General features: G+C 30.0%; 27 protein-coding genes. 16 read left to right on the forward strand and 11 right to left on the reverse strand.

What is annotated here, in order from left to right; all coding sequences use genetic code 11:
* The first annotated feature begins 24 nt into the window (after nucleotides 1-24).
* Entirely contained in the window at nucleotides 25-432 is a 408-nt protein-coding gene (locus V7R38_RS09315; RefSeq protein ID WP_051058570.1) for a sterol desaturase family protein, read from the forward strand.
* 36 nt (nucleotides 433-468) lie between these two features.
* Nucleotides 469-1,620 carry a lycopene cyclase family protein gene (locus tag V7R38_RS09320; protein ID WP_334057839.1) on the forward strand — a complete coding sequence of 384 codons (1,152 nt, stop codon included), beginning with the start codon at nucleotides 469-471 and terminating at the stop codon, nucleotides 1,618-1,620.
* Here the strand turns inward: V7R38_RS09320 and argH are convergent.
* The 9 genes from argH to V7R38_RS09365 form a co-directional block, all read right to left on the reverse strand.
* Nucleotides 1,612-2,889: an argininosuccinate lyase gene (gene argH, locus V7R38_RS09325; RefSeq protein WP_334057841.1), complete on the reverse strand. Its 1,278-nt coding sequence runs from the start codon at nucleotides 2,887-2,889 to the stop codon at nucleotides 1,612-1,614. The two genes, V7R38_RS09320 and argH, sit on opposite strands and share 9 nt — an antisense overlap.
* Before the next feature lie 11 nt (nucleotides 2,890-2,900).
* Nucleotides 2,901-3,977, reverse strand: coding sequence for a M20 family metallo-hydrolase (locus tag V7R38_RS09330; RefSeq protein ID WP_334057842.1), 1,077 nt, complete (start codon nucleotides 3,975-3,977; stop codon nucleotides 2,901-2,903).
* Nucleotides 3,977-4,759, reverse strand: coding sequence for an acetylglutamate kinase (argB, locus tag V7R38_RS09335; RefSeq protein WP_334057843.1), 783 nt, complete (start codon nucleotides 4,757-4,759; stop codon nucleotides 3,977-3,979). Before argB ends, V7R38_RS09330 begins: the two co-directional genes overlap by 1 nt.
* Entirely contained in the window at nucleotides 4,752-5,690 is a 939-nt protein-coding gene (locus V7R38_RS09340; RefSeq protein ID WP_334057845.1) for an N-acetylornithine carbamoyltransferase, read from the reverse strand. Before V7R38_RS09340 ends, argB begins: the two co-directional genes overlap by 8 nt.
* On the reverse strand, nucleotides 5,690-6,814 hold the full coding sequence (locus V7R38_RS09345) for an aspartate aminotransferase family protein (RefSeq protein WP_334057847.1): 1,125 nt from the start codon (nucleotides 6,812-6,814) through the stop codon (nucleotides 5,690-5,692). Before V7R38_RS09345 ends, V7R38_RS09340 begins: the two co-directional genes overlap by 1 nt.
* Complete coding sequence (proC, locus tag V7R38_RS09350; RefSeq protein WP_334057849.1) at nucleotides 6,811-7,611, reverse strand: pyrroline-5-carboxylate reductase; 801 nt, start codon at nucleotides 7,609-7,611, stop codon at nucleotides 6,811-6,813. Before proC ends, V7R38_RS09345 begins: the two co-directional genes overlap by 4 nt.
* Nucleotides 7,612-7,711: 100 nt before the next feature.
* Nucleotides 7,712-8,689, reverse strand: a complete 978-nt coding sequence (gene argC, locus V7R38_RS09355) for an N-acetyl-gamma-glutamyl-phosphate reductase (protein WP_334057851.1) — start codon at nucleotides 8,687-8,689, stop codon at nucleotides 7,712-7,714.
* A 2-nt stretch (nucleotides 8,690-8,691) separates the two neighbouring features.
* A complete protein-coding gene (locus tag V7R38_RS09360) occupies nucleotides 8,692-9,867 on the reverse strand; it encodes an argininosuccinate synthase (protein ID WP_334057853.1) in 1,176 nt (391 codons plus the stop codon).
* Nucleotides 9,864-10,481 carry a GNAT family N-acetyltransferase gene (locus V7R38_RS09365; protein ID WP_015480295.1) on the reverse strand — a complete coding sequence of 206 codons (618 nt, stop codon included), beginning with the start codon at nucleotides 10,479-10,481 and terminating at the stop codon, nucleotides 9,864-9,866. The genes V7R38_RS09360 and V7R38_RS09365 overlap by 4 nt, the downstream gene beginning before the upstream one ends.
* A 466-nt stretch (nucleotides 10,482-10,947) precedes the next feature.
* Here V7R38_RS09365 and V7R38_RS09370 point away from each other — a divergent pair, with 466 nt between their 5' ends.
* The 14 genes from V7R38_RS09370 (at nucleotide 10,948) to V7R38_RS09435 (ending at nucleotide 22,114) form a co-directional block, all read left to right on the forward strand.
* Nucleotides 10,948-11,361 carry a DUF2141 domain-containing protein gene (locus V7R38_RS09370; protein ID WP_334057856.1) on the forward strand — a complete coding sequence of 138 codons (414 nt, stop codon included), beginning with the start codon at nucleotides 10,948-10,950 and terminating at the stop codon, nucleotides 11,359-11,361.
* 18 nt (nucleotides 11,362-11,379) lie between these two features.
* Nucleotides 11,380-12,741 carry a 2TM domain-containing protein gene (locus tag V7R38_RS09375; RefSeq protein ID WP_334057858.1) on the forward strand — a complete coding sequence of 454 codons (1,362 nt, stop codon included), beginning with the start codon at nucleotides 11,380-11,382 and terminating at the stop codon, nucleotides 12,739-12,741.
* Nucleotides 12,741-13,064, forward strand: a complete 324-nt coding sequence (locus tag V7R38_RS09380; RefSeq protein WP_334057860.1) for a 2TM domain-containing protein — start codon at nucleotides 12,741-12,743, stop codon at nucleotides 13,062-13,064. Before V7R38_RS09375 ends, V7R38_RS09380 begins: the two co-directional genes overlap by 1 nt.
* 1 nt (nucleotide 13,065) lies before the next feature.
* A complete protein-coding gene (locus tag V7R38_RS09385; protein WP_334057862.1) occupies nucleotides 13,066-13,632 on the forward strand; it encodes a 2TM domain-containing protein in 567 nt (188 codons plus the stop codon).
* 5 nt (nucleotides 13,633-13,637) lie between these two features.
* Entirely contained in the window at nucleotides 13,638-13,970 is a 333-nt protein-coding gene (locus tag V7R38_RS09390; protein ID WP_334057864.1) for a 2TM domain-containing protein, read from the forward strand.
* A 10-nt stretch (nucleotides 13,971-13,980) separates the two neighbouring features.
* Nucleotides 13,981-14,736 (forward strand): LytR/AlgR family response regulator transcription factor, encoded by a 756-nt coding sequence (locus V7R38_RS09395; RefSeq protein ID WP_334057866.1) that lies wholly within the window; start codon nucleotides 13,981-13,983, stop codon nucleotides 14,734-14,736.
* 270 nt (nucleotides 14,737-15,006) lie between these two features.
* A complete protein-coding gene (locus V7R38_RS09400; RefSeq protein WP_334057868.1) occupies nucleotides 15,007-15,549 on the forward strand; it encodes a spheroidene monooxygenase in 543 nt (180 codons plus the stop codon).
* Nucleotides 15,550-15,687: 138 nt separating this feature from the next.
* Nucleotides 15,688-17,145, forward strand: a complete 1,458-nt coding sequence (gene crtD, locus V7R38_RS09405) for a 1-hydroxycarotenoid 3,4-desaturase CrtD (protein WP_334057870.1) — start codon at nucleotides 15,688-15,690, stop codon at nucleotides 17,143-17,145.
* The gene (locus V7R38_RS09410) at nucleotides 17,132-17,827 is read left to right on the forward strand and encodes a carotenoid biosynthesis protein (protein WP_334057873.1); all 696 of its coding nucleotides are present in this window, start codon (nucleotides 17,132-17,134) and stop codon (nucleotides 17,825-17,827) included. Before crtD ends, V7R38_RS09410 begins: the two co-directional genes overlap by 14 nt.
* The gene (locus tag V7R38_RS09415) at nucleotides 17,824-18,306 is read left to right on the forward strand and encodes a beta-carotene hydroxylase (protein WP_438825597.1); all 483 of its coding nucleotides are present in this window, start codon (nucleotides 17,824-17,826) and stop codon (nucleotides 18,304-18,306) included. The genes V7R38_RS09410 and V7R38_RS09415 overlap by 4 nt, the downstream gene beginning before the upstream one ends.
* Nucleotides 18,307-18,439: 133 nt before the next feature.
* Entirely contained in the window at nucleotides 18,440-19,996 is a 1,557-nt protein-coding gene (locus V7R38_RS09420; RefSeq protein ID WP_334057878.1) for a helicase HerA-like domain-containing protein, read from the forward strand.
* Between the two features lie 44 nt (nucleotides 19,997-20,040).
* Nucleotides 20,041-20,601 carry a hypothetical protein gene (locus tag V7R38_RS09425; RefSeq protein WP_334057880.1) on the forward strand — a complete coding sequence of 187 codons (561 nt, stop codon included), beginning with the start codon at nucleotides 20,041-20,043 and terminating at the stop codon, nucleotides 20,599-20,601.
* Between the two features lie 25 nt (nucleotides 20,602-20,626).
* Entirely contained in the window at nucleotides 20,627-20,992 is a 366-nt protein-coding gene (locus tag V7R38_RS09430; RefSeq protein ID WP_015480282.1) for a cupin domain-containing protein, read from the forward strand.
* A gap of 90 nt (nucleotides 20,993-21,082) precedes the next feature.
* Nucleotides 21,083-22,114 carry an AI-2E family transporter gene (locus V7R38_RS09435; RefSeq protein ID WP_334057883.1) on the forward strand — a complete coding sequence of 344 codons (1,032 nt, stop codon included), beginning with the start codon at nucleotides 21,083-21,085 and terminating at the stop codon, nucleotides 22,112-22,114.
* Nucleotide 22,115: 1 nt separating this feature from the next.
* On the opposite strand, the gene V7R38_RS09440 is transcribed toward V7R38_RS09435, so the two are convergent.
* Nucleotides 22,116-24,563, reverse strand: coding sequence for a TonB-dependent receptor (locus tag V7R38_RS09440; protein ID WP_334057885.1), 2,448 nt, complete (start codon nucleotides 24,561-24,563; stop codon nucleotides 22,116-22,118).
* A 5-nt stretch (nucleotides 24,564-24,568) separates the two neighbouring features.
* A complete protein-coding gene (locus V7R38_RS09445) occupies nucleotides 24,569-26,272 on the reverse strand; it encodes a M23 family metallopeptidase (protein WP_334057887.1) in 1,704 nt (567 codons plus the stop codon).
* Nucleotides 26,273-26,275: the final 3 nt, after the last annotated feature.

Consider the following 26,275-nt stretch of genomic DNA (forward strand, 5'->3'; position numbering starts at 1 on the left):
GTTACGTTGGGTGTTTTTTTGTTGATGGAATGTATAACTTGGTGTACACATAAATATGTGATGCACGGTTTTGGATGGTATTTGCATGAAGATCATCATCAACCTAAATACAATGGTTTCGAGAAAAATGACGCCTTTTTTGTAATATTTGCAATACCAAGCATGGCATTATTTTATTTTGGTAGTTACGATAATTACAATTATTTAACTTTTGTTGGTTTAGGTATATTATGTTATGGAATCGCCTATTTTTTGGTACATGATGTACTAATTCACCAACGTTTTAAATGGTTTAAAAACACCAATAATTGGTACTTAAAGGGTTTGCGTAAAGCACATAAAATCCATCATAAAAATATGGGCAAAGAAGATAGCCAATGTTTTGGAATGTTATTTGTACCTTTAAAATACTTTAAACAGTATAAAAACTAGTACCGCTTTTTTAAATCTTATTTTACTTTATTTACTTTGAACTCATCAACAAAAAATTACGATTATATCATTGTTGGTGCAGGTGCCTCTGGTTTAATGATGGCCTATAGGATGAGCAAGGACGCTTATTTTTACAACAAGAAAATTTTAATTTTAGATAAAGTAAAAAAATCAGGAAATGATAGAACATGGTGTTTTTGGGAAAGCAAAAATGGTGATTGGGATGCAATCTTAAACCATTCTTGGAAGTCAATCATATTCAAAAGCGATAGTATTGCTGAAACTCTATCAATTAAACCTTATCAATACAAAATGATTAGAAGTACCGACTTCTATGATAAAATATGGGGCGTAATTTCCAAGCATGAAAATATTGAGTTTAAAACGGAATCTGTTAAACAAGTACAGCAAGAAACCAATTTAGGTAAAGTAATTACGGAATTGAGTACGTACAGTTCTCAAAATATAATTAACAGCATTCTATTTACTGATGCTTATAAAAAACAAGAGCAATATCCAGTTTTACAGCAGCATTTTGTAGGTTATTTTGTCAAAACAAAATCTCCTGTTTTTGATGAATCATCAGCCACTTTTATGGATTTTACAATTCCCCAAAAAGGAAATACTAGGTTCATGTATATATTACCATATGCAAAAGATGAGGCACTTTTTGAATATACTTTATTTTCTAAAGATCTTTTAAAGTACGAAACTTACACAGACGCGATAAAAGAATATCTGCAAGAAAAAAATATTACAGATTATGAAATTATAGAGAAGGAGCAAGGCTCTATACCAATGACATCTTACAAATTTTGGAAATCAAATTCCAAAAATATCATTCATATAGGTACTGCAGGTGGTTGGAGTAAAGCTAGTACAGGTTTTACTTTTAAGAATATCGATAAGAAAACAAGCAATTTAATACAGCATTTAAAACAACAGAAGCCTTTAAATGCATTTTATAAAACCAATCGTTTTTGGTTTTACGATTTACTTTTGTTGGATATTTTATCACAGAAAAACCAATTAGGAGCAGCCATATTTTCTAAAATGTTTAAAAGTATATCTCCTCAACTAATTTTTAAATTCTTAGATGAGGAAACAAACTTTGCAGAAGAATTAAAAATATTCTCTAAAATGCCAACTGTTTTGTTTTCTAAAGCTTTATTAAAGCGACTATTCTAAAGGATATTTGGCCTTAATTTTATCTAAGCCTAAATTGTGAATGCTACCTAAATGTGTATGTTGCTTGCCTAAATCTGGTTTATAGGTTCCTTCTTGCACTTGGCCACCAATTTTTTGATAAGCTTCTCTAAATGACATGCCTTCAACTACTAAATTATTTATAGAATCTACCGTAAATAAATATTGATATTTCTCATCATTTAAATCAATATCTTTTACAATTACTTGTTGAATTGAATAATTAAAAATATCTAATATGTCTTTTACATCTTCAAAAGCAGCAATGATATTTTCTTTCAATAGTTGAAAATCCCTATGATATCCTGTAGGTAAATTGTTTGTTATCAATAACATTTCTGAATGTAAAGCTTGTATTTTATTACATTTTCCACGGATTAATTCAAACACATCAGGATTTTTCTTGTGAGGCATAATGCTACTTCCTGTCGTTAATTCATCAGGAAAAGAAATAAAATTAAAATTTTGGCTCATATACAAACATACATCCATAGAAAAACGCGCTAATGTATTGCATAAACCACCTAATGCAGCAGCAATTGAACGTTCACTTTTACCTCTACTTAACTGAGCTGCAACTACATTGTACTTTAAAGTTGCAAACTCTAATTCTTTGGTGGTTAATTCTCTATCAATAGGGAAGGAGCTTCCATAACCTGCAGCAGAGCCTAAAGGGTTTTGGTCTACAACTTTAGAAACCGCATTTAGTACATATACATCGTCAATTAATAACTCTGCATAAGCAGAAAACCATAACCCAAAAGAAGATGGCATTGCCACTTGTAAATGTGTATAGCCAGGTAATAATGAATCTTTGTGCGTATCTGCAAGTTGTAACAATGTATCAAAAAGTGATTTTACTTTATCGTTAACAATGGCTAGGTTTTCTTTATAATATAATTGTAGCGCAACTAAAACTTGATCATTTCTAGAACGTGCTGTGTGTATTTTTTTACCAACTTCACCTAGTTTATTGGTTAATTCCCATTCAATTTTGGAGTGAACATCTTCAAAAGAAGGTTCAATGACAAATGCTCCTTCTTCAATATCTGTAGCTAATTCGTTTAAGCCTTTTTTTAAGTCGGTCAATTCATCAGCTGTAATAATACCAATAGATTCCAGCATTATTGCATGTGCTATAGAAGCTTGAACATCATATTTTGCAATATGCATATCAATTTCTCTATCATTACCTACTGTAAAATTTTCAATTTGTTTGTCTATAGAAAACCCTTTATCCCAAAGTTTCATAATTTTAATTTTTATTGTTTTAGAATTACTCTATTTAGCAATTCTATATAAATTTTTATTCCTTCTTCAATTTCTGAAATGTATATAAATTCGTTTGCAGAATGAGATCTTGTACTATCTCCAGGTCCTAATTTTAAAGATTGGCAAGTTAACACAGATTGATCTGAAAGTGTAGGAGAACCATAGGTTTCTCTACCCATTGCAATACCCGCTTTTACCAAATCATGATTTGTAGAAATAGAAGAAGAGTTTAGTCGTAAACTTCTAGGAACAATCTCTGAGCAAGGAGATTGCTCTTTTAAGATAGTTGCAATTTCTTGATTTGAATACGCATCATTTACACGAACATCTACTACCAAATCTACGTGAGCAGGAACTACATTATGTTGTTTACCTGCGTTTATTTGAGTTACAGTCATTTTTACATCACCTAAAGCCTCAGAAGATTTTTTAAATTTAAAATCTTTGAACCACTGTAAAACTTCGATTGTATTGTAAATAGAATTGTTATTATTTGGGTGTGCAGCATGACTTGGTGTGCCCTCAACTTTGGCATCAAAAACTACCAAACCTTTTTCAGCAACTGCTAAATTCATTAAGGTTGGCTCACCAACAATGGCAACGTCTATGTGAGGAATAATGGATAACATGCTATTTAATCCATTAGGGCCTGAACTTTCTTCTTCTGCAGAAGCTACCATAACCAAGTTATAATTTAAATTTTCACTGGCGTAAAAATTGGTGAATGTTACAATTAACGAAACCAAACAACCACCTGCATCATTAGAGCCTAAACCATATAATTTATCTCCTTCTACAATGGCTTTAAAAGGATCGTTTGTGTAAGCAGAATTCGGTTTTACAGTATCGTGATGTGAATTTAATAACAATGTTGGTTTGCCCTCTGTAAAATGTTTATTTGTAGCCCAAACATTGTTTTTGGTTCTATTAAAAGGAATATTAAATTCTTGAAACCATGCTTCTATTAATGCTGCAGTTTGTTCTTCTTCGGATGAAAAAGATTGCGTTTCAATTAAACTTTTTAAAAGTGAAATTGCTTTTTCCGTTAATTTATCTATAGTTATCATTATAAGGTTATGGTTGTATAATTATTGTTTTCCTTAGTAAGCATTGATGTATTACCAATGTAAACTTTTGTAACTCCGTTTTTTAGAACATCAAAACAATTGTCTAATTTCGGAATCATGCCATCTGAAATGACGCCTTCTTGAAGCAAGTCTTTATAGGAATTAATATCTATGTTTTTAATTACAGATTCTTTATCATTAAAATCTTTTAAAACGCCATTCAATTCAAAACAATAATAAATGGATGTTTCATAGATTGCACTCATACCCGCTGCAATTGTGCTTGCAATGGTATCAGCATTTGTGTTTAATAATTGTCCTTTTCCATCATGTGTTATAGCACAAAAAACAGGTGTAAAGTCAGCCTGAAGCAATTTATTTATGGAGTTTGATGCGATTTGTTCTACATCACCTACAAATCCGTAATCAATTTCTTTAACAGGTCTTTTATCAGACTGAATACTATTAATGTCTGCACCAGTTAAACCAATAGCATCCTCTTGAAGCGCTTGCAATTTAGCAACTATATTTTTGTTTACTAAACCACCATAAACCATAGTTATAACCTCTAAAGTCTCTGCATCAGTAATTCTTCTACCATCAATCATTTTAGAGGTAATACCTAATTTTGAGGCAATGTGTGTTGCACGTTTTCCTCCTCCATGAACCAATATTTTTTTACCTTTTATATTTGAAAAAATAGAAAGGAAAGTGTTTAAAGCTTGTTCATCTTCAATTATATTTCCACCAATTTTAATTATGGATAATTTAGTTTTAGACATTCTCTAATATTTTTTTCAGCACCAATTGTGCTGCATAGGTTCTGTTGTTTGCCTGTGTTATAACTAAAGAATTCTCCGAATCTAAAACAGCATCTTCTACTACAACATTTCTTCTTACAGGTAAGCAATGCATAAATTTTGCATCACCAATTTTGTCTTTGGTGATAGTCCAATTATCATCAACATCTAAAATTTCTCCATAAGATTCATAAGAACTCCAATTTTTAGCATAAACAAAATCAGCATTTTTAAAAGCTTCTTCTTGGTTGTGATAAATAGGTGTGTCCTTTGTAATTTCTTTGTTCAGATTATACCCTATAGGATTTGCAATAACAAATTCAACATCCATTTTTTGCATAGCTTGTGTAAAACTATTCGCTACTGCATGTGGTAAAGGTTTTATATGAGGTGCCCAACTTAAAACCACTTTTACCTTTTTCTTGTTGGAATTTTCAGATATGGTAATTGCGTCTGTTAAACCTTGTAAAGGATGACCTGTAGCGCTTTCCATACTTATAATAGGCACTGAGGCATGTTTTACAAATGCACTTAAAATTTGTTCAGATTCATCTTTTTGCTTGTCTGTTAAACTTGGAAAAGCTCTTACAGCAATTACATCACAATATTGAGAAACAACAGCAGCAGCTTCTTTTATGTGCTCAGCTGTAGAACCATTCATAACTGTACCATCTTCAAATTCAATGCCCCAAGCATCACCAGAAACATTCATCACTATAGGCTCCATACCTAAATTTAATGCAGCTTTTTGAGTGCTGAGTCTAGTTCTTAAACTTGAATTAAAAAATAATAATCCTAAGGTTTTATTTTTACCAAGTTCGATATTTTGAAGCGGATTTGCTTTTAATTCTTTGGCTTCAGCTATCCAATCATTGATATCTGAAATATCATTTATAGACGTGTAATTTTTCATTATAACTCAGATTTTAAAGCATCAAAAAATGCATCTACATGTTCTTTTTTCAGTGTTAAAGGAGGAAGAATTCTTAGCAAATTAGGATTTTTTGCACTACCAGTAAATACTTGTTGATTGAATATTAGTCTTTTTCTTAAGTCTGCAATAGGTGCATCGAATTCTAAACCTAACATTAAACCACGGCCTTTTATATTTTTAATTTCAGGTATGCTTTTGGCTTTCTCAACAAAGTATTTTGAAATCATTTTTACATTTCCCATCAATTTCTCTTCCTCTATCACTTCTAAAACAGTTGTGCAGGCAACAGAGGCTAGGTGATTTCCACCAAAGGTTGTACCTAATAAACCAAAAGTTGCTTTTATATTTGGGTGAATTAGAATTCCGCCAATAGGAAATCCATTGCCCATTCCTTTTGCAATTGAAATAATATCAGGAGTAACTTTAAATTTTTGGAAAGCGAAGAAATCTCCAGATCTACCAAAACCAGATTGCACTTCATCTGCTATAAAACAGGTGTTGTATTTTTTGCATAGAGCGTCTGCTCCTTCATAAAATTCAGCTGTACTTTGGTCTAAACCACCAACTCCCTGAATAAATTCAATGATTACAGCACAAACATCGTTCTTTTTTAATGCAGTTTCTAAACCTTTTAAATCGCCCAACTCTAAAATTTCTACTTCTTGTTGTGCATTTAAGGGCGCAATAATTTTTTGATTATCTGTAGCTGCAACTGCAGCAGATGTTCTACCATGAAAACCATTTTTAAAGGCAATAACTTTATGTTTCTGATTGTGAAATGAGGCTAATTTTAAAGCGTTTTCGTTGGCTTCTGCACCTGAATTACATAAAAATAACGTATAATCTTTACAGCCAGAAAGTGTAACAATTTTCTTTGCCAAATTAGACTGTAGAGGATTCTGGATAGAATTACTATAAAATCCCATTTTTGAAACTTGATCAGAAATTGCAGCTACATATTTAGGATGTGAATGCCCAATTGATATTACTGCATGACCACCATACAAATCTAAATATTGAGTATTATTCTCATCGTATACAAAAACATCTTTTGCTTTTACTGGGGTAATATCGAACAAAGGGTAAACATTAAATAAACTCATATTTGTTCTTTTTTAATATTGTTAATTTTATTGAAAGATGCAACCATACCTTGAATTAATGAAGAGCTTAAACCTTTATGCTCCATTTCATTTAATCCTTCTATGGTACAACCTTTAGGTGTTGTTACTCTATCAATTTCTTCTTCAGGATGATTGCCATTTGTTATTAATAAATTGGCAGCACCTTCACTGGTAAACATGGCTAATTCTTGTGCTTCTTTGGCATCAAAACCTAGTTGAATGGCAGCTTGAGTTGTAGCACGAATTAAACGCATCCAAAATGCAATTCCACTTGCACAAACTACAGTTGCAGCTTGCATTTGAGATTCTGGTATACTTAAAGAATGGCCTAATCTATTAAAAATAGCTTCTGCAATTGGTATTCTTTTTTCTCCTTGTGTATTGCTACATAAACAGGTCATAGACTTACCAACAGCAATGGCTGTATTTGGCATGGCACGTATTATATATTTATCTGCACCAATTTCTTCTTCAATTTGTGGAATTAAGAAACCTGTTATCGTAGAAATTACAACATGCTTTTCTGTTAAATGAGGTTTAATATCTTTTAGAATATTTTCAAAATGTGCAGGTTGCACTGCAAAAATCAATATATCAGAATTTTTTACTGCAGCTATATTATCTACGGTTAAAAATACGTTTGAATATCCATCAAATTCAGCAAGTCCTTCAATATTTCTTTTGGTTAAGTATAAAGATGTAATTGCATTGTTGGTGATTAAACCTTTGGCAATTGATTTACCTAAATTCCCTGTACCTATAATTGCTATTTTCATTTTTTGTATTTCAGCGTTTTAAAGTTGAAATTTTTCAAAAGTTAAAACTGTTAATAATTAGATACTGAAACAAGTTCAGTATGTAAAGCTTTTGCAAGACTTAAAAATAATTTGCTTTTAATTTTAGACCTGTATCTTCTTGAAAGCCATACATCAAATTCATGTTTTGAATGGCTTGACCAGAAGCTCCTTTTAATAAATTATCTATCATACTAGTGATTAATAATTTATCACCATGTTTTTCCAGTTGAATAAAACAATTGTTGGTGTTAACTACTTGTTTTAAAAATAAATTTTGGTTGGTAACAAATGTAAAGGCAGCATCTTTATAGTATGCTTCATACATTTTTATGGCTTCCTCTAGAGATTTATTAAATTTTGTGTACGTAGTCGCAAAAATTCCTCTTGAGAAATCGCCTCTATTTGGCATAAAATTTATCTCACTTTTAAAATCAGTTTGTAACTGATGAACTGTTTGATTTATTTCGCCTAAATGCTGATGATTAAATGCTTTGTAATGCGAAAAATTATTATCTCTCCAAGTAAAATGCGTAGTTGCAGATAATGATGTTCCTGCACCAGTTGCACCAGTTACAGCATTAATATGAACATCATTTTTTAATAATCCATTAGAAGCTAAAGGTAAAATAGCCAACTGTAAAGCTGTAGCAAAACAACCAGGATTTGCAATGTAATTAGCAGATTGAATTGCTTTTTTGTTTAACTCAGGCAAACCATAAACAAACTCTTTACCCTCAAAACTTTTATCGGCAAGTAATCTAAAATCATTACTTAAATCTATAATTTTTGTATTTCTTGAAAAGCTGTTTTTTTGTAAAAAAGCAGTTGAATTTCCATGTCCTAAGCAGAGAAACAAAACATCTACATCAGCATTTATTTCGCTTGAAAAACTAATTTCTGTAGCTCCTATTAAATCTTGATGAACCTTATACAATTTATTGCCAGCATTAGAAGTACTGAACACAAAATTGATATTTGTTTTTGGGTGATTTAATAATAAACGTATTAATTCACCTGCTGTGTAACCTGCACCACCAATTATACCTACTTCTAACATAATTATGAGTTTACTTGTTGATATATTTTGTTCTGATTACCTAGAATCTTAATAAAACCTTTTGCATCATCTGCAGACCAAGCTTTATTCTCTTCACCATAAGTACTGAATTTACTTGACATTAAATCGTGCTTAGAAACAATACCATCTAACGTAAAGTGATAAGGTTTTAAAGTAACAACTACATTACCAGAAACCATTTTTTGAGAACTTTGCAAAAAGGCTTCAGTATCTCTCATTACAGGATCTAAATATTGTCCTTCATGCAAGTGCATTCCGTAAAAACTAGACAGATATTCCTTATGTTGTAATTGCCATTTGGTAAGCGTGTGTTTCTCTAATAAATGATGAGCTTTTACCACAATTAGTGCAGCAGCTGCCTCAAAACCAACTCTACCTTTAGTACCAACAATTGTATCTCCAACATGAATATCTCTACCAATTGCATATTTAGCAGCAATTTCATTCAACTTTTCGATATTAACCTCAGGAGCATTTTCTTGATTATTTAAAGCAACAAATTCTCCATTTTTAAAAGTCAATGTAACTTTTTCTTCTCCTTCTTTTTCCAATTGAGAAGGATAAGCCTCACTAGGTAATGGTTTTTCTGATTCTAAAGTTTCTACACCACCAACACTAGTTCCCCAAAGACCTTTGTTTACAGAGTATTTCGATTTCTCCCAATTCATATCTATGCCTTCAGTTTTTAGATAATCAATTTCTTCTTGTCTAGATAATTTTTGATCTCTGATTGGTGTAATAATTTTAATTCCTGGAGCAAGCGTTTGAAAAATCATATCAAAACGAACTTGGTCATTTCCTGCACCTGTACTTCCATGAGCAATATATTCTGCATTTATACTTTTAGCATATTCAATGATTTCTATAGCTTGTATAATTCTTTCAGCACTCACAGAAAGTGGGTAAGTAGCATTTTTTAATACATTACCAAAAATTAAATATTTTACAACCTTATTATAAAAGGTAGCTACAGCATCTATATTTTTATAAGTAGTAACACCCATTTTATAAGCATTACGCTCTATATTTTTAACTTCATTTTCAGTAAAACCACCTGTATTTACACTTACTGCATGTACTTCGAATTCTTTCGATAAACTTACAGCACAATAAGAAGTGTCTAAACCACCACTGTAAGCAATAACTAATTTTTTCATTTTTTATCTTTTTTTAGAAACAGATTTTGTTTCATTGATTTTAATCTTTTAAATACGTTTTCTTTAACCTCTTTTGATTCAGATTCATCTTGATTTTTAGGATCAAAAAGCATTCCTGTACACAAACACATTTTTCTTTCTGTTCTTGTTAAAATATCGAAGTTCTTGCAGGTTTGGCAACCATTCCAAAAGGTTTGATCATCTGTTAATTCAGAAAAGGTTACTGGTTTGTAACCTAAATCGCTATTTAATTTCATAACAGCTAGACCAGTTGTTATACTAAATACTTTTGCATCTGGAAACTTGGTTCTAGAATGTTTAAAAATGACTTCTTTAATCTGTTTTGCTAAACCAATATTTCTATAATTAGGATGAACAATTAAACCAGAATTGGCTACAAATTTTCCATGACCCCATTGTTCTATGTAACAAAAGCCAGCAAAATTATCGCCATCTAAAGCGATAACAGCATTGCCATTTTCCATTTTTTTAGCAACATATTCAGGTTTTCTTTTAGCAATACCTGTACCTCTAACTTTAGCAGCTTCAGCTATAGTTTCGCAGATGATGTTGGCATAAATAATATGCGATTTATTTGCAATAACAATTTGCATTGTATTGATTTGTTAAGATTTGAATTATTTTGTAAAGTTTTGAAGTGTGGAATTGGACGCACCTAATTCCTAAGAATTATTAAACACCCAAAGGGCGCTCAGAGAAAGAGCGACGCACAAAAGCAATTTTACTACTAGGAGTAAAATTAAAAATTGCTGATATGTAATGTTGTTTAATCAAAATATATAATAATATTATGTGACAAATGTATTTATTTTTTATTATGCTTGGTAACTATTAATCATTTTTTTAAAATTTTTATCAAATTAGAAAAAAACGACATAGGTTTTTTTGAAATCCATAATAGAACTTGCAAATCTCTAACTAAATTATAAGTGCTTGATAGTGGACGATATATAAAATTACAATTCAGCCTAAAAAAAATACAGTTCAGTAATCTTTAGTTTTAAAAACTGTAGTTCAGTTGCATATTTGTACCATAATTAATCTAAAAAACTAAAAATTATGAAACTTGTAGTATCACTTTTATTCGCAACTGTAATGTTTATTTCAACTACAATTACAGCTCAAACAAAAACAATTACAGTAACTATAGAAAATATTTCTTCAGATGAAGGTAAAGTTGGTTTTGCATTATACAATAAAGACAATTTTATGAAAGAGCCAGTACAAGCTAAAAACGGCAAGATTGTTAATGGTAAAACAGAAATTGATTTTGAAAACATTACACCTGGAGAATATGCAGTTATTTGTTACCATGATAAAAATAATAATGACAAAATGGATTTTTCAGAATACAGAATGCCATTAGAAGATTATGGAGTTTCTAATAACAATATGAGTTTTGGACCACCAAATTATGAAAACGCTAAGTTTGTAGTTGCTGATAAAAATGTATCTTTAATTATAAAATTTTAGTAAAAATAAATGCCAAGTATGAATACAAATAGCAGAATAGTAAGAAGCAATATAAAAGAAGGTGTTTCTGTAAGTTTAAAAATTACCATCATTTTTGCAGTAGTTTTTACTTTAATCAACCAAAATTTTAGCATATTAAATATTGCTTACACCTTTTTGATTTCTGCTATGTATTCTTTTGGGTTAGGTTTTGCACAAGGTGTAATTAATCACGCTCTTAGTAAAAAATGGTCTTGGGTAGAGGATACAAATGCCAGAGTTTGGGCAGGTATAGTTTCTACTATACTATATACAATTCCTGTAGTTCTTTTAATAGATTATGTGAACTTCATCATTATCAATAAAAATAATCCCGATAATTTTTTTAGTGGCAATTATTTATTGATGCACATTTTCTACATCATTTTATCCTTTGGAGTATCAGCATTTTTGCATGCTAGAGGATTTATGATTGCATGGAAAAAATCGGTAAAACAAGAAAGTACCAAACAACAAATTGTAGCCAAAACAGAAACTGCAAAGTTTGAGTCACTAAAAAATCAATTAGATCCACATTTTTTATTTAATAGTTTAAATGTATTAACCAGTTTAATTGGCGAGAATCCATATCAAGCAGAAAAATTTACCACAAAACTATCTAAGGTTTATAGATATGTTTTAGAGCAAAGAAATAAAGATTTAGTACCAATTTCTGAAGAACTGAAGTTTGCTAAAACCTATATGCAATTGCTAGAAATGAGATTTGAAGAGGCTGTGAAGTTTAATATTCCAGAAGATGTTAAAGATCCTGCATTAAAGATTGTGCCTTTATCATTACAACTATTGTTAGAGAATGCAGTAAAGCACAATGTGGTTTCACCTTCTAAACCATTAACGATAACTATATATCAAGAAGGTAGTTTTTTAATTATAGAAAATAACATTAACCCAAAAGAAGCAATTGGTAAAAGCACCAAAGTAGGCTTACAGAATATTGCAGATAGGTATGGTTTATTAACCAAACAAGGGGTTAGAATAGAAAATAACAATAAAACATTTAAGGTGAGTTTACCTCTCTTATATAAAATGAACGAAATTATGTTTACAGAAGATTTAGAAAATAGCAAATACGTAAAAGCAGTAGAAAGAGTAGAAAAATTAAAAGAATTTTATCAAAATTTGGCTTCATACTGTTTAGTAATACCATTTTTAATATTTATCAATTTAAGATTCTCACCAGGTTTTTACTGGTTTTGGTTTCCAGCTTTTGGATGGGGAATAGGCTTATTATTCCACTTCTTAGAAGTAAATAACTATAATATTTTCTTAGGAAGAAATTGGGAAGAAAGAAAGATTAAAGAAATGATGGATAAAGAGAATCAACAAAAAAGATTAAGATAATGAAAAGAGAATACACACAAGAACAAAAGTATATTTTGGCTCGTAAACGTATAGAAAAAATAGGTAAATTCTATAAGCATTTAGCGGTTTATCTTATTGTAAACACATTTTTATCGGCAATATTTATAGTTGGTGATATGAATGATGGGGATACATTTAGCCAAGCATTTTACAATTATCATAATTACAAAATTTGGTTTTATTGGGGAATTGGTATTGCCTTTCAAGCAATTAATACTTTTGGCATTAGCTTGTTGTTCAACAAAGAATGGGAGCAAAGAAAAGTACAGCAATATTTAGATGAACAAAATAAAAACTTTTAACATGAATATCGAATCAAACAACCATAAGCTTAGACTAAAGGCAGCAAAAAGAGTAGAGGAGATTAAAGGTTTCTACACGCATTTAGTGGCTACATTTATTATTCCGCCTTTTTTAGTGTTTATCAATTTACAAACAGCACCTCAATTTCACTGGTTTTGGATTGCAATAGCAGCTTGGTTTGTAGGCTTAATTATACATTGGTTTTATGTATTTGGTTCTGCAAAATTTTTAGATGAATGGGAAGCTAAGAAACTAAATGAAGTTTTGGAAGATCATGAAGATAAATCAGAATTTATTCAAGAACAGTATTATTTAAAAACCAAAAAGAAGGTCAATGAAATAAAAGGTTTTTATGTACATTTTGGAGTTTCTATTCTTGCAGTATTTATTATAGTGCTAGTTAATTTACAATTTGTGCCCGATTTTTATTTCTTTTGGTATGCTGTTGCTGGTATTTGTATTGCCTTATTCTTTCATTGGTTTGGTGTATTTGGATTTGATAAATTAGGTTTTGGTAAAAACTGGGAAGAAAAAAAGATTCAAGAATTTATAAATAAAAAGAGTTAAGAATTATGGACAATAAATTTATACAAGAGCAAAACTACATGAGAGCTAAAAAACGAGTTAAAGCCATTAAAGGGTTTTATATTCATGCTATAGTCTATGTACTTGTAAATATATTTTTAAGTGGCATAATTATTTTCGGTCTAATGCAAAGTAATTATTCAATAACAGATGCATTTTCTAATTTTGGTGTATATTCAACTTGGATTTTCTGGGGAATTGGAATCTTCTTTCATTGGATGGGAGTTTTCGGTTTTAAATCTTTAGGTTTTGATAAAAACTGGGAAGAAAAAAAAATACAAGCTTATTTAGAAAAAGAAGAAGAAAAAAGAAGATTTTAGCATTAAAAGTATGAACGTATTAATTATAGAAGATGAAAAGCCTGCAGCAAGAAGATTAAGTAGAATGCTTGCAGAACTAGGTATAGAAGTACAACAAATGTTACATTCTGTAGAAGAATCTTTAAATTGGCTGCAGAACAATGAACATCCAAAATTAATATTTTTAGACATTCAATTATCTGATGGTTTATCTTTCGAAATTTTTGAAGAAACAGAGGTAAAATCTGCTATAATCTTTACAACAGCATATGATGAGTATGCTCTAAAAGCCTTTAAACTAAATAGTATAGATTATCTTTTAAAGCCTATAGATGATGATGAGTTGGCTGCAGCAGTAGAGCAGTTTAAAAAACAACAGCCAAAACAAACTGATGTACAAGTAAATCTAGATGATATACGAAAGCTTTTGGTAAATCCTGTTGATAGAAAATTTAAAAAAAGACTTTCAATTAAAGTTGGCCAACATATAAAGATTATTCATATTGATGAGATTGAATGCTTTTACAGCGAAAATAAATCGACCTATATTCATACTTCAGAAAACCGAAATTACTTGTTAGACAACTCTTTAGAAAACTGGCAAGAACAATTAGATCCAGAACAATTTTTTAGGGTAAATAGAACGTTTATTATTCATATAAACGCAATAAAAGATATTGTTGCTTATTCAAATTCACGTTTAAAACTAATTCTACACTCTTATAATGAGCAAGAAATAATTGTAAGTAGAGAGCGTGTAAAAGATTTTAAAAATTGGATTGACTAACCTTTCAATTTGAGTTCTTAAGTTTTAATTACTATTTTTTTAGGAAATAAATAATCTAAAATAATATTCAAAACAGTAAATTAAATACGAATCCACCTCAATAACTTTATCTATATTTGAGTATATTTTAATAGAAGTATAGATACTATTTTGAGAACAAGTTTAATCATCGTAAAATACTACCGAATTTTTGCCATTTTTGGATTTTTATCGATGGCGATTTTTAGAATTCCATTATTTTTTAATAAAAACATCCAATTTTATAAATTAATGGGTACTGGTAAAAATGGCACCTTTGATAAAATTCCAGATTTATCTCAATGGGCTATTTTAGTAACTTACGAAGGTGATTTAAATTTAAAATCCCAATTTGGAAGCTTCATTTTAAAATGGTTTGATTTATTCTGTAAAAGGCAAACCATCTATTTCTTAAAACCAATTGAAGGTCATGGTTTATGGGATAAGAAAAAGGTTTTTGGCAATTTACCAGCAACTACAGATTATGAAGGTGAAATAGCTGTGTTAACTAGAGCCTCAATTCGCCTAAACAAATTACGTTATTTTTGGAAAAATGTAGCTCCAATTGCATCGCAAATGGCTACTGCAGAAGGATTTGTAAATTCTTACGGAGTTGGTGAGATTCCTTGGATAAAGCAAGCAACTTTTAGTGTTTGGGAATCAAAAACAATGATGAAAAATTTTGCTTACAGAATGCCACAACATAAAGCTGTTATCAAAAAAACTAGAAAACAAAAATGGTATAGTGAAGATATGTTTACACGTTTTACGATCCTGCAAAAACTTGAAAAATAATATGTTGATTTTCTCTTATGGCAAATGCTTTCTCTTTTTCGATTTCATTTATTAAGCTGTTAATTATTATGAGATTTTTAATTAAAAATTAAGGTTTAGTATTGTTTTGTTTCATACTTTTACGTAAACATTAAACAAATGAAGAAAGTAGCTGTTATAGGCAGTGGAATAGGTGGTTTAGCAACTTCTATTCGATTGGCTTTAAAGAATTATGATGTTTCTGTTTTTGAAGCAAATTCCTACTTTGGAGGAAAACTATCTTCAATTGAAAAAGAGGGTTTTACTTTTGATGCTGGGCCTTCACTTTTTACAGCTCCAGAAAATATAGAAGAACTATTTAGTCTGGCCAAAAAAGACATTTCTAGCTATTTTACCTATCGAGATTTAGATGAAAGTTGTCGTTATTTTTTTGCAAACGGAAAAAAAATAGTAGCAAAGAAAAGCATTGAAGTATTTGCTGATGAAGCAGAAAAAGTTTTTGGAGAACCAGCAGAAAACACTGTAAAGTATCTTCAAAACAGTAAAAAAGCCTATCAAAATATAGGAGAACTTTTTTTAGATTTTCCTTTAGATTTAAGCTTAATTACCAAAAGTGAAACTTACAAAGCGTTGTTTAGTGTTAAGTTTCCATACATTGCTAAGTCACTAAATAGTTATAACGAATCAAGTTTTAAAACGCCAGAAATGATTCAGCTTTTTAATCGATTTGCAACTTATAATGGCAGTAATCCTTATAAAGCGCCTGCAATGTTAAGTATGATTTCAAGTTTAGAGCAAAGCCAAGGAACTTTTTATCCAGATGGAGGAATGATAAGCATTACCAAAGCTTTAGTGCAACTTGCAAAAGATATTGGTGTTAAATTTCACCTAGAGAGTAAAGTTGAAAAAATTGAAACTTTAAAAGAAACAGTAACAGGTGTTTATGTAAATGGGAAAAAGCATGAAGCTGATATCGTAGTAAGTAATATGGATATTTATTACACCTATAAAAATTTACTTTCTGATAAAAAGTTTGCTGATAAGGTTTTGAAACAAGAAAGAAGTAGTAGTGCTTTTATATTTTATTGGGGAATTGACACTATTTTTTCAGAATTAGGTTTGCACAATATCTTTTTTAGTGAAGATTATAAAAAAGAGTTTCAACAAATATTTGAAGAATCAATTTTACCTGATGAACCAACCATTTATGTAAATGTAACTTCTAAATTTGACAAAAGTCATGCTCCAAATAACAGTGAAAACTGGTTTGTAATGGTAAATGCTCCTGCACACAAAGAGCATAACTGGGAAGAACAGAAAGAAAAAGTTAAAAAGTTTATTATTAAACAAATAAATAAACAATTAAATACTAATCTTGAAAATCATATTGTTGTAGAAGAGACATTATCTCCGTTAAACATTCAAGAAAAAACGGCAAGCTTTATGGGCTCTTTATATGGAACAAGTAGTAACAGTAAAATGGCTGCTTTTTTCAGGCAACAAAATAGAAGTAAGCATTATAAAAATTTATATTTCTGTGGAGGAAGTGTTCATCCAGGAGGAGGAATTCCTTTGTGTTTTAAAAGTGCAAAATTAGTAGCAGATGACATTGAATAAATTAACCTTACATAAATATAAATTAGCCATAGGAATAACTTTATTATTTCATGTGAGTGCCATTATTGGTTTGCTTTTTACTGATTACGATGATTTTTTTATTGATAACACACCATTAAATTTAATTGTTTCCTTGGTATTGTTGATTTATACGCATCAAAAAATTAATAAATCACTTTGGCTCTTTTTTATAGCCTGTATTTTTGCAGGACTCACATATGAAATTATTGGTATCAATACAGGTTTTCTTTTTGGAGATTATGAATATTCAAGTGTTATGGGATATAAAATTTGGGGTGTTCCTATTTTATTGGGTAATTTATGGTTTATCACTATGTATACTGTTGGTAGTTTAACTTTTCAAACCTATACTTGGCTTAAGATTAAATATAACTTGGCAATTTCTAAGGGTTTAGAGCTTCATGTATTGGCGATAGCTGGAGCCTTTGCAGCAGTATTTTTAGATTTATTTTTAGAACCTGTTGCAATCAAATTAAATTTCTGGCAATGGTATCCTCTTGGAGAAATTCCAATTTATAACTACGTATGTTGGTTTTTTGGAAGTTTAATTTTACAGTATTTATTCGTAAATTTGAGTTTTAATAAACAGAATAAATTTGCTGTTTATTTATATGTAATTCAACTTATATTTTTCATAACTATTAGTTTATTTTATAAATGATTTTTCTTTATATCTTATCAATTACTTTAATAACATTCGTTATAATGGAGGGTGTAACTTGGGTAATGCACAAATATGTGATGCACGGATTTTTATGGTATTTGCATGAAGATCATCACAAACCAAATGCGCATTTTTTCGAAAAAAATGATGCATTCTTTTTAATCTTTGCTATTCCTAGTTGGTTATGTATAATGTTTGGTTTGCAAGATAAAGTGTTCTGGCTTGCAGGTATTGGTTTTGGTATTGCACTTTATGGCTTTGCTTATTTTCTAGTGCATGATGTTATTATTCATCAACGTTTTAAATGGTTTTCTAGAGGTAATAATACCTATGTAAAAGCTATAAAATGGGCGCATAAAATGCATCATAAGCATTTAGGAAAAGAGAAAGGCGAAAGTTTTGGTTTATTACTTGTTGCTAAAAAATACTGGGATAAGGTGCAAAAAGACAAAGCGATTAGAAAACAAAGACGCTAGTTATTATTTACTACTCTTTTTAAATTAATGTTGATTTAAATATTTATATTTTGATATAAACAAATATTTCACAAAAGCCTTAAATTATTTCCCACTTCTTAAACTTTACTTATTTTTATCAAAATTTATTTTGATGAGTCAAAAAGAATCGTTTTTTGAATACATAAATGAGGGCTACAAAACCAAAGGTGATTTTATAGCACTTGGTGCTGCAATGTTGGGTGAAGAAACTGTTACAAATGCTATTGTAAAAGTACCACTTAAAACATTAAATAGGCATGGTTTAATTGCTGGTGCAACAGGTACTGGTAAAACAAAAACCTTACAAGTTTTAGCCGAGAATTTATCAGAAAAAGGTATTCCTGTATTATTAATGGATATTAAAGGTGATCTTTCAGGTTTGGCCAAAGCAAGTCCTGGACATCCAAAAATTGATGAACGTCATCAGAAAATTGGTTTTCCTTTTGAAGCCAAAAAGTTTCCAATAGAAGTTTTATCAATTTCAGAACAAAATGGTACTAAAATGCGTGCTACCATTTCTGAATTTGGACCTGTACTATTATCTAGAATTTTAGATTTAACAGAAACACAAAGCGGAATTGTTGCTATTATTTTTAAATACTGTGATGATCATAAATTACCACTTTTAGACATTAAAGATTTTAAGAAAGTATTGCAATTTGTAACGCAAGAAGGTAAAGAAGCTATACAAGCTGAATATGGTAGAATTTCGACTTCTTCTACAGGAGCAATTTTGCGTAAAATTATTGAGATAGAGCAACAAGGAGGAGACTTGTTTTTTGGAGAAAAATCTTTTGAAGTAGAAGATTTAATTAGAATAGATGATGATGGTAGAGGAGTTATTTCTGTTTTAAGATTAACAGATATACAAGATAAGCCAAAACTGTTTTCTACTTTTATGTTACAGTTATTGGCTGAAGTTTATGAAACTTTTCCTGAACAAGGTGATTCTGGCAGACCAGAATTAGTGATATTTATAGACGAAGCTCATTTGGTTTTTGAAGAAGCTTCTAAAGCCTTATTAAATCAAATTGAAAGTATTGTAAAGTTAATTCGTTCTAAAGGAATTGGATTGTACTTTGTAACACAAAATCCTAAAGATGTACCAGAAGATATTTTAGCTCAATTGGGTTTAAAAATTCAGCATGCTTTAAGAGCTTTTACAGCAAAAGATAGAAAAGCAATTAAATTAGCTGCAGAGAATTATCCGACTTCAGAATATTATGATACCAAAGAAGTTTTAACCCAATTAGGTATTGGTGAAGCGTTTGTTTCTGTTTTAAACGAAAAAGGTATTCCTACACCATTAGCGAGAACCATGTTACGTGCTCCTATGAGTAGAATGGATATTTTAACTGATCAAGAATTGAATCAGGTTATCAATAATTCTAGGTTAATTCATAAATACAATAATGAATTAGATAGAGAGAGTGCCTACGAGCTGTTAAATCAGAAAATAAAAGATATTAATGAAGCTGAACAAAAAGCTATTGAAGATGCTGAAAGACAGAAAGAAATTGAACGTTTAGCCAAACAAAAAGCAAGAGAAGAAAATTACAGAAGAGGCTCTAGACGAAGAAGTACAAGACAAGATCCTTTAGTAAAAGTGCTAACAAGCGCAACATTTATTAGAGCAGTTTTCGGAATTTTAAAAAAAGTAATTAAATAACAAATCAAGAATATTAGCGTTAACGTTAATAAAAACCAAATAGAATGATCAAAAGAAGTTTTTTATCCCTAGTACTATTTTCATTATGTATAGTAAGTTGTACCAACAACGATAAATTTAGAATAGCCAAAGGCACAGTTGGTGAAATTACTACAACAACTACTGTATCTGATTTAGATGAAATTTTTAAAAACGATTCTATCGTTAAAAACTTAAGTGAAGGTGCTTTAGGAGATAACTATTTTCAAGATGATGACACCTATTTAATATATGAAAAAGGAGGTAAGCATTTGTTAACTATTGTTCCAAAAGAGCAATTAGATAGCACTTCTACTATTAAAAGTATCGAAATTCATGATTCTCGTTACAAAACAAAATCTGGAATTAATTTAAATTCTACATTTTCTGAAATTAATGCAAATTATGCTGCAAGACCAGAAACTACGTTACAATCTGTAACTTTATTTCTAGACGAATTAAATGCAACAATTGCTATTGATAAAGAAGAATTAGGATTAAGAGATTTTGGCATGAATCAAAAAGTTTCTTTAGAGCAAATTCCTGATTTAGCAAAAATTAAGCTATTTATAATTTGGTTTCAATAACTGTTCTAATTTATTCTGAGTATTGATGAAAAAATATAAAATTCAAAAAAGTCCTTTTGTTGTGCCAACAACTGATGGTAAATTAATTGAAGAACATTTTGGTAATGCCACTACAAAACAATCAGATATAAGTATTGCACATATGGTGGCTCCTCCAAATTGGAAAGAACCTTTTCAAACACCACAATTTGATGAATATACCTACATCATTAAAGGTAAAAAGCAATTTATTATAGAGGATGAGAAAATAGTTTTAAGTGCAGGAGAGTCTATTAAGATTGAGAAAAATGTGCGTGTACAATATTCAAATCCTTTTCAAGAGGAATGCGAGTATATAGCGATTTGTACTCCTGCTTTTTCTATGGATTTAGTAAATAGAGAAGAGGAGTAGCATTCCTATTTTTAAATGCATTAATTTTATATCGGATTTTTACATTTTATAGTTCAATAAATTTCTAAATTGCCATAAAATTACGCTACTATGAATGATGTTATCGCACCAAAAATTATTAGACAGGTATTTGTTTTATTACTTATAATATTTTTTGCAGTCTTAATATTTACAGAGTTAATTCCTTATTTATCAGGTGTGTTAGGTGCAATTACCATTTATGTGCTTCTTAGAAAATGGATGGTTATTTTGATTAATAAAAATTGGAATGCAGATGTTGCAGCAATTTTACTAATGTTTCTCTCTTTTATTTGCATTCTTTTACCAGTAACTGGTATTATTTTTATGTTGGGCGAAAAAATTGGTGAAGCTGTAGAAAATTCAGAAGAAATAGCTAGAGTAGTTCAAAACAAAATAAGAACTATAGAAAGCGAATATGGTTATGATTTAAGTTCTAGAATAAATACAGAAGAAATTTCTACATGGATTTCAAGTAACTTGGAAACCTTTGCTGGTAGTACCTTTAATATTTTTATTGGTATTGGTTTAATGTACTTTATTCTTTATTATATGTTAACTAATAGACGTAGACTTAAAGATTCGCTGTATGAATATATACCTATTAGTAATAAAAATTTAAAAATTATTGGAGCAGAATCTCAAGCCATGGTTCGTTCTAATGCCATTGGAATACCTTTAGTAGCAATAGCGCAAGGAATTATTGCCTTAATTGGATTTTTGATTTTTGGTATTAGAGATCCGTTTTTCTGGTTTATTATAGTAACTATTGGTTCTATGATTCCTTTTGTAGGTACTTTAATTGGAATTTTACCTGTTTTTATATTAAGTATGTCTTATGGTAATACCGTTGGTGCTTGGGGAATCTTAATTTATGGTTTGGTTGTGGTAGGTTCTACAGATAATATTATTCGCTTATTTTTACTTAAAAAACTAGATAACGTTCATCCTTTAATAACCTTAATTGGGGTAATCGTTGGTGTACCTTTATTTGGTTTTATTGGTTTGATTTTTGGACCGTTATTAATAAGTTTATTCTTAGTAGTTGTAAGAATTTATAAAAAAGAATTTGGTGCTTTAATTGAAGAAAAAAAGGTATTATAAATTAAAACTTCATCGCTAATTTAAAATTTAACACTCTACCTGTCATAAAATTAGGGATTCCAAATTGAGTTTTTGTATAAACATCTCTAACCCAAGTATTGGTAATAGCATTCTGGATATCGAACATATTAAAAAGTTCTAAACCAGCACTTAATTCTTTGAAATTAGATAGCCAGCCTGAGCTATATTGTTTATTTGCATCTACAAAAATATAAGATACACCCAAATCTGCACGCCTATAATCTCTTAATCGCTCTTGAAAATTATAAGGATCTGAATAGGAAGGTGAACCACCAGGAACTCCAGTATTATAAACCAGATTTAAATACGCTTTTAAATCAGGTAAATTAGGTACATAATCTTGAAATAGAATTCCAAATTTTACTCTTTGATCAGATGGCCTAGCAATATAACCTCGATCATTAATATTTTCTTCAGTTTTTAAATAGCCTAAACTCACCCAACTTTCACTACCAGGAACAAATTCACCATTCAAACGTAAATCAACTCCATATGCATAAGCTTTAGTAACGTTATCTGCTCTATATCTAATTCTAACATTATCTAAGGTGTACGAATTAACATCTGTTAAATTCTTATAATAAGCCTCAGAAGTAAGCTTAAATGGTCTATTCCAGAGATTAAAACTATAATCCATTCCTGTAACCAAATGATAAGACTTTTGCGCTTCTACATTTATGTTGATATCTCCATTAAAATCCCTTAATTCTCTATATGAAGGTGGTTGTGCATACAAACCTCCCGAAATTCTAAAAAGCATGTCTTTATCCCAGTTTGGTTTAATTGCAAACTGAGCACGTGGACTTACTATTATTTTATTTTCAGATTTAGAACCATTTCCTGTAACTGTCCATGAATGCGCTCTAACTCCTAAATTGTAAAATACTTCGTGATCGTTCCAAAAAGAACGCTGATTAAATTGAGCAAAACCGGTAATTCTATTTATTTGTACGTTGTTGTCTTTTCTAATATTTTGAAAAGGTGTAATCTCACCTTCGAAAGGTTCATAAGGTTGATTGTTAGAAGAGTGAAAAGGAGGTCTAATTGAAAAGCCTAAAGAATCTATTACTTCCCATTCACGAATTCGATCAATAATATCTTCTTTTTGATATTTTACTCCAAAGTTCCACTGTTTTGACCCTTGCTTTATTGTTCCTTTTAGTTCTACGTTGGTTATTAGCGCATCCAAATCGTTTCTTGCATGATTTAATTGAGAACCAATTCCTTGAGAAAATTGAACATCACCAAAATTATCAGAACCAATATTGGCATCTACTTCTCCCAAACTATATTGAGCAGAAATATCAAAATGTTCCTCTTCTTGGGTGTTATATCTAGAGGCAGTTGTCGTTAATGTAAACGAATCATTTACTTTATATTCTGCTGCTAAGGCTCCAAAAAGTGTTAAATATTTATCTTCTTCTTGGCCTTGATAAAACACAGTTAATTCTAAAGGATTAGCTACAGTTCCAAAACGTGTTCTTCTAGTTAAGGGTTGATAATTGTAATTGTTAAGTGAGAAATTACCTAAAAAGCTGAGTTGAAATTTCTCTGAAAACTCATAAGATAAATAAGTTTGAACATCAGTAAATCTTGGTCTAAAATTCGTTTCTACTTGTTTGCTATTTACAAATAAGCTGTTATCTCTATACCTAACTCCTGTAATTGCGCTTAATTTATTATTTAAAAAGAGTCCTTCAAAAGTTGCACTAGCACCTAAAAGACTTGCATCGATGGCTAAAGCAGTTTCAGTTGGTTTTCTGTAAGTAATATCTAAAACAGATGATAATCGATCTCCATACTTTGCTTGAAAACCTCCTGCAGAGAAATCGATATTTTGCACCATGTTAGAATTTATAAAACTTAAACCTTCTTGCTGGCCAGATCTTATCAAAAAAGGTCTATAGACCTGAATACCATTTACGTAGACTAGATTTTCATCAAAATTACCACCTCTAACATTATATTGCGTACTCAATTCGTTATTGTTGTTTACCCCAGGTAAAGTCATTAACACATTTTCTACACCTGCATTTGGCCCAACAATATTTTTTGCTTTATGGATGTCAATTTTTTTAATTCCTGCTGCTTCTTTCCTGTTATCTTTTACGATAACCTCTTTAAGGTTTTCAGTTTTTGTAAGTAAAATAGGAGAGAAGCGAATTATATTTCTGTTTTTCGCTGTAATCTTTTTTATAAAGGTAGTATAAGAAACATGACTAAAAGTGATGGTTACTTCTTTGTCTAAAGGGATTCTAATGGAATAATTACCATTTTCATCTGTTACAGTTCCTGTATTATTAAATTTTATAGAAACTTTTTCAATACCTTCTTTCTGGCTATTTTTTACCGTACCTTTTACTATGGTTGTTTTTTGGGCATAAAAAAAACTAGGTAGTAAACATAGAATTAAAAAAAGTTGCTTCACAAAGATTAGTTTAGTTGTTTTTTAAAGAACGTTGTAGAAAGCGTATTCGTATTTCCTACATTGTCTTGAACTACAAGTTTAAAGATATGTTTGCTACCAACCAATTTTTTATCACTAAAATTATAAGTCAAAATCTTTTTTTTGTGATTGTATTGCATTAAAATCCATTCACCATCAATAGTAGCTCTCCAGTTTTTAATACCTGAACCAACATCTGTAATTTTTACTTGAATTGTTTTTGAATTGCTAATCCATTGTTGATCTTTAAAATGCAATAAATTTATTTTAGGTTTTTGATTATCAATCATTAAAGTGTAATTACCTAAAGTTTTACTTGTTGTAAAAAATGTACTATCTTTCTTTCTAGTATATTGATATCTTGGATATTTAGGATAAGCCAAACTAGCAATATAAAGCTGTTGTTTCTCAGCTTCATCATAATCAGATACGTCAAAAGTTAATGTAAAATTTTTATCTAAAGGAACTGTTGAGTTATGAACTTGAGCAATACCATCTTCGACTTTAAAGTCTAAATACAAGTCTTCGTAAAAAGAATTCTTTGGAAAAGCGACTGTAACCTTATTTGTAGAAAATTTATTGAACTTTTTAGAAGCAATGAAATAAGCAGTAGAATCTAGTTCTTCATCAAAAATTGCATTTGGCTTTTTTCCAGCAACAGGTATTTTAACAATACTTGTGTTTCCTTTAAAATCTTTTGCAATAATCTCTACAATGTAATTAAAACCTTCTTTTGTGCTTATTCTACCGTTATTTATAAGTTCTTCATAAGTAGATAGTTTGTTAGGTGTAAGCTTATATGTTCGTTGATATTTTCGTTTATAACGCTTGTAATGTGCATAATCTATATGCAGATTAATAAATTTACTTTCAGAAAAGGCAAATGTTTCAACATCATGATAATAATATCGTTTTCCATTTACTTTCATCTCTAAACTATAAATTCCGTTTTTATTTGGCGCACCATTAAATCGATCAAAAACACTAACACCAAATCCAATTAACCCACTTGTAGCTATTCTATCCGCAACATAATTACCCTTTGAAATTTTTTTAATAGGTATTTGAAAACTTTTTCTTTGTTGATTTATTCTAGCATCGGCACTTAAAGAATACCCCTTTATTGCTTGGATTATTGGTGGTATATCATCTTTTACCTTTAAACCAAATAATAGCGGATTTATAATGTTTTCTGTAGCAGTATTTCTAATTTCAAAATGCAAATGAGGGCCACCTGAACCACCTGTATCTCCAGAAATTGCCACTATTTCTCCTTTAGAAACCGGAAATTGATTTTCTTTAAAATATAAATTACCTGTTGCATAATTCTCTTTTTTATATTGTATCGATTTTACGTAGGCATCAATTTCATCATTAAACTTATTTAAGTGCCCATAAACGGTTGTAAACCCATTAGGGTGAGTAATGTATAATGCTTTACCATAACCAAATTGCTGTACTTTAATTCTAGAAACGTAACCATCTGCAGCAGCATAGACGTTTAACCCTTCCTTCCCTTGAGTTTTAATATCTATACCAGCATGAAAGTGATTGCTACGTAACTCTCCAAAAGATCCACCTAAATAAATAGGGATATCTAATGGGTTTCTAAAATAATTTTGAGGATACTCTTTTTGAGCAAAACAAATACTTTGCACTAAAAATAATGCAAAAATTAATAATCTTTTCAAACG

Origin of the sequence: Polaribacter sp. P097, assembly GCF_036864555.1 — a bacterium.
Taxonomy (GTDB): Bacteria; Bacteroidota; Bacteroidia; order Flavobacteriales; family Flavobacteriaceae; genus Polaribacter.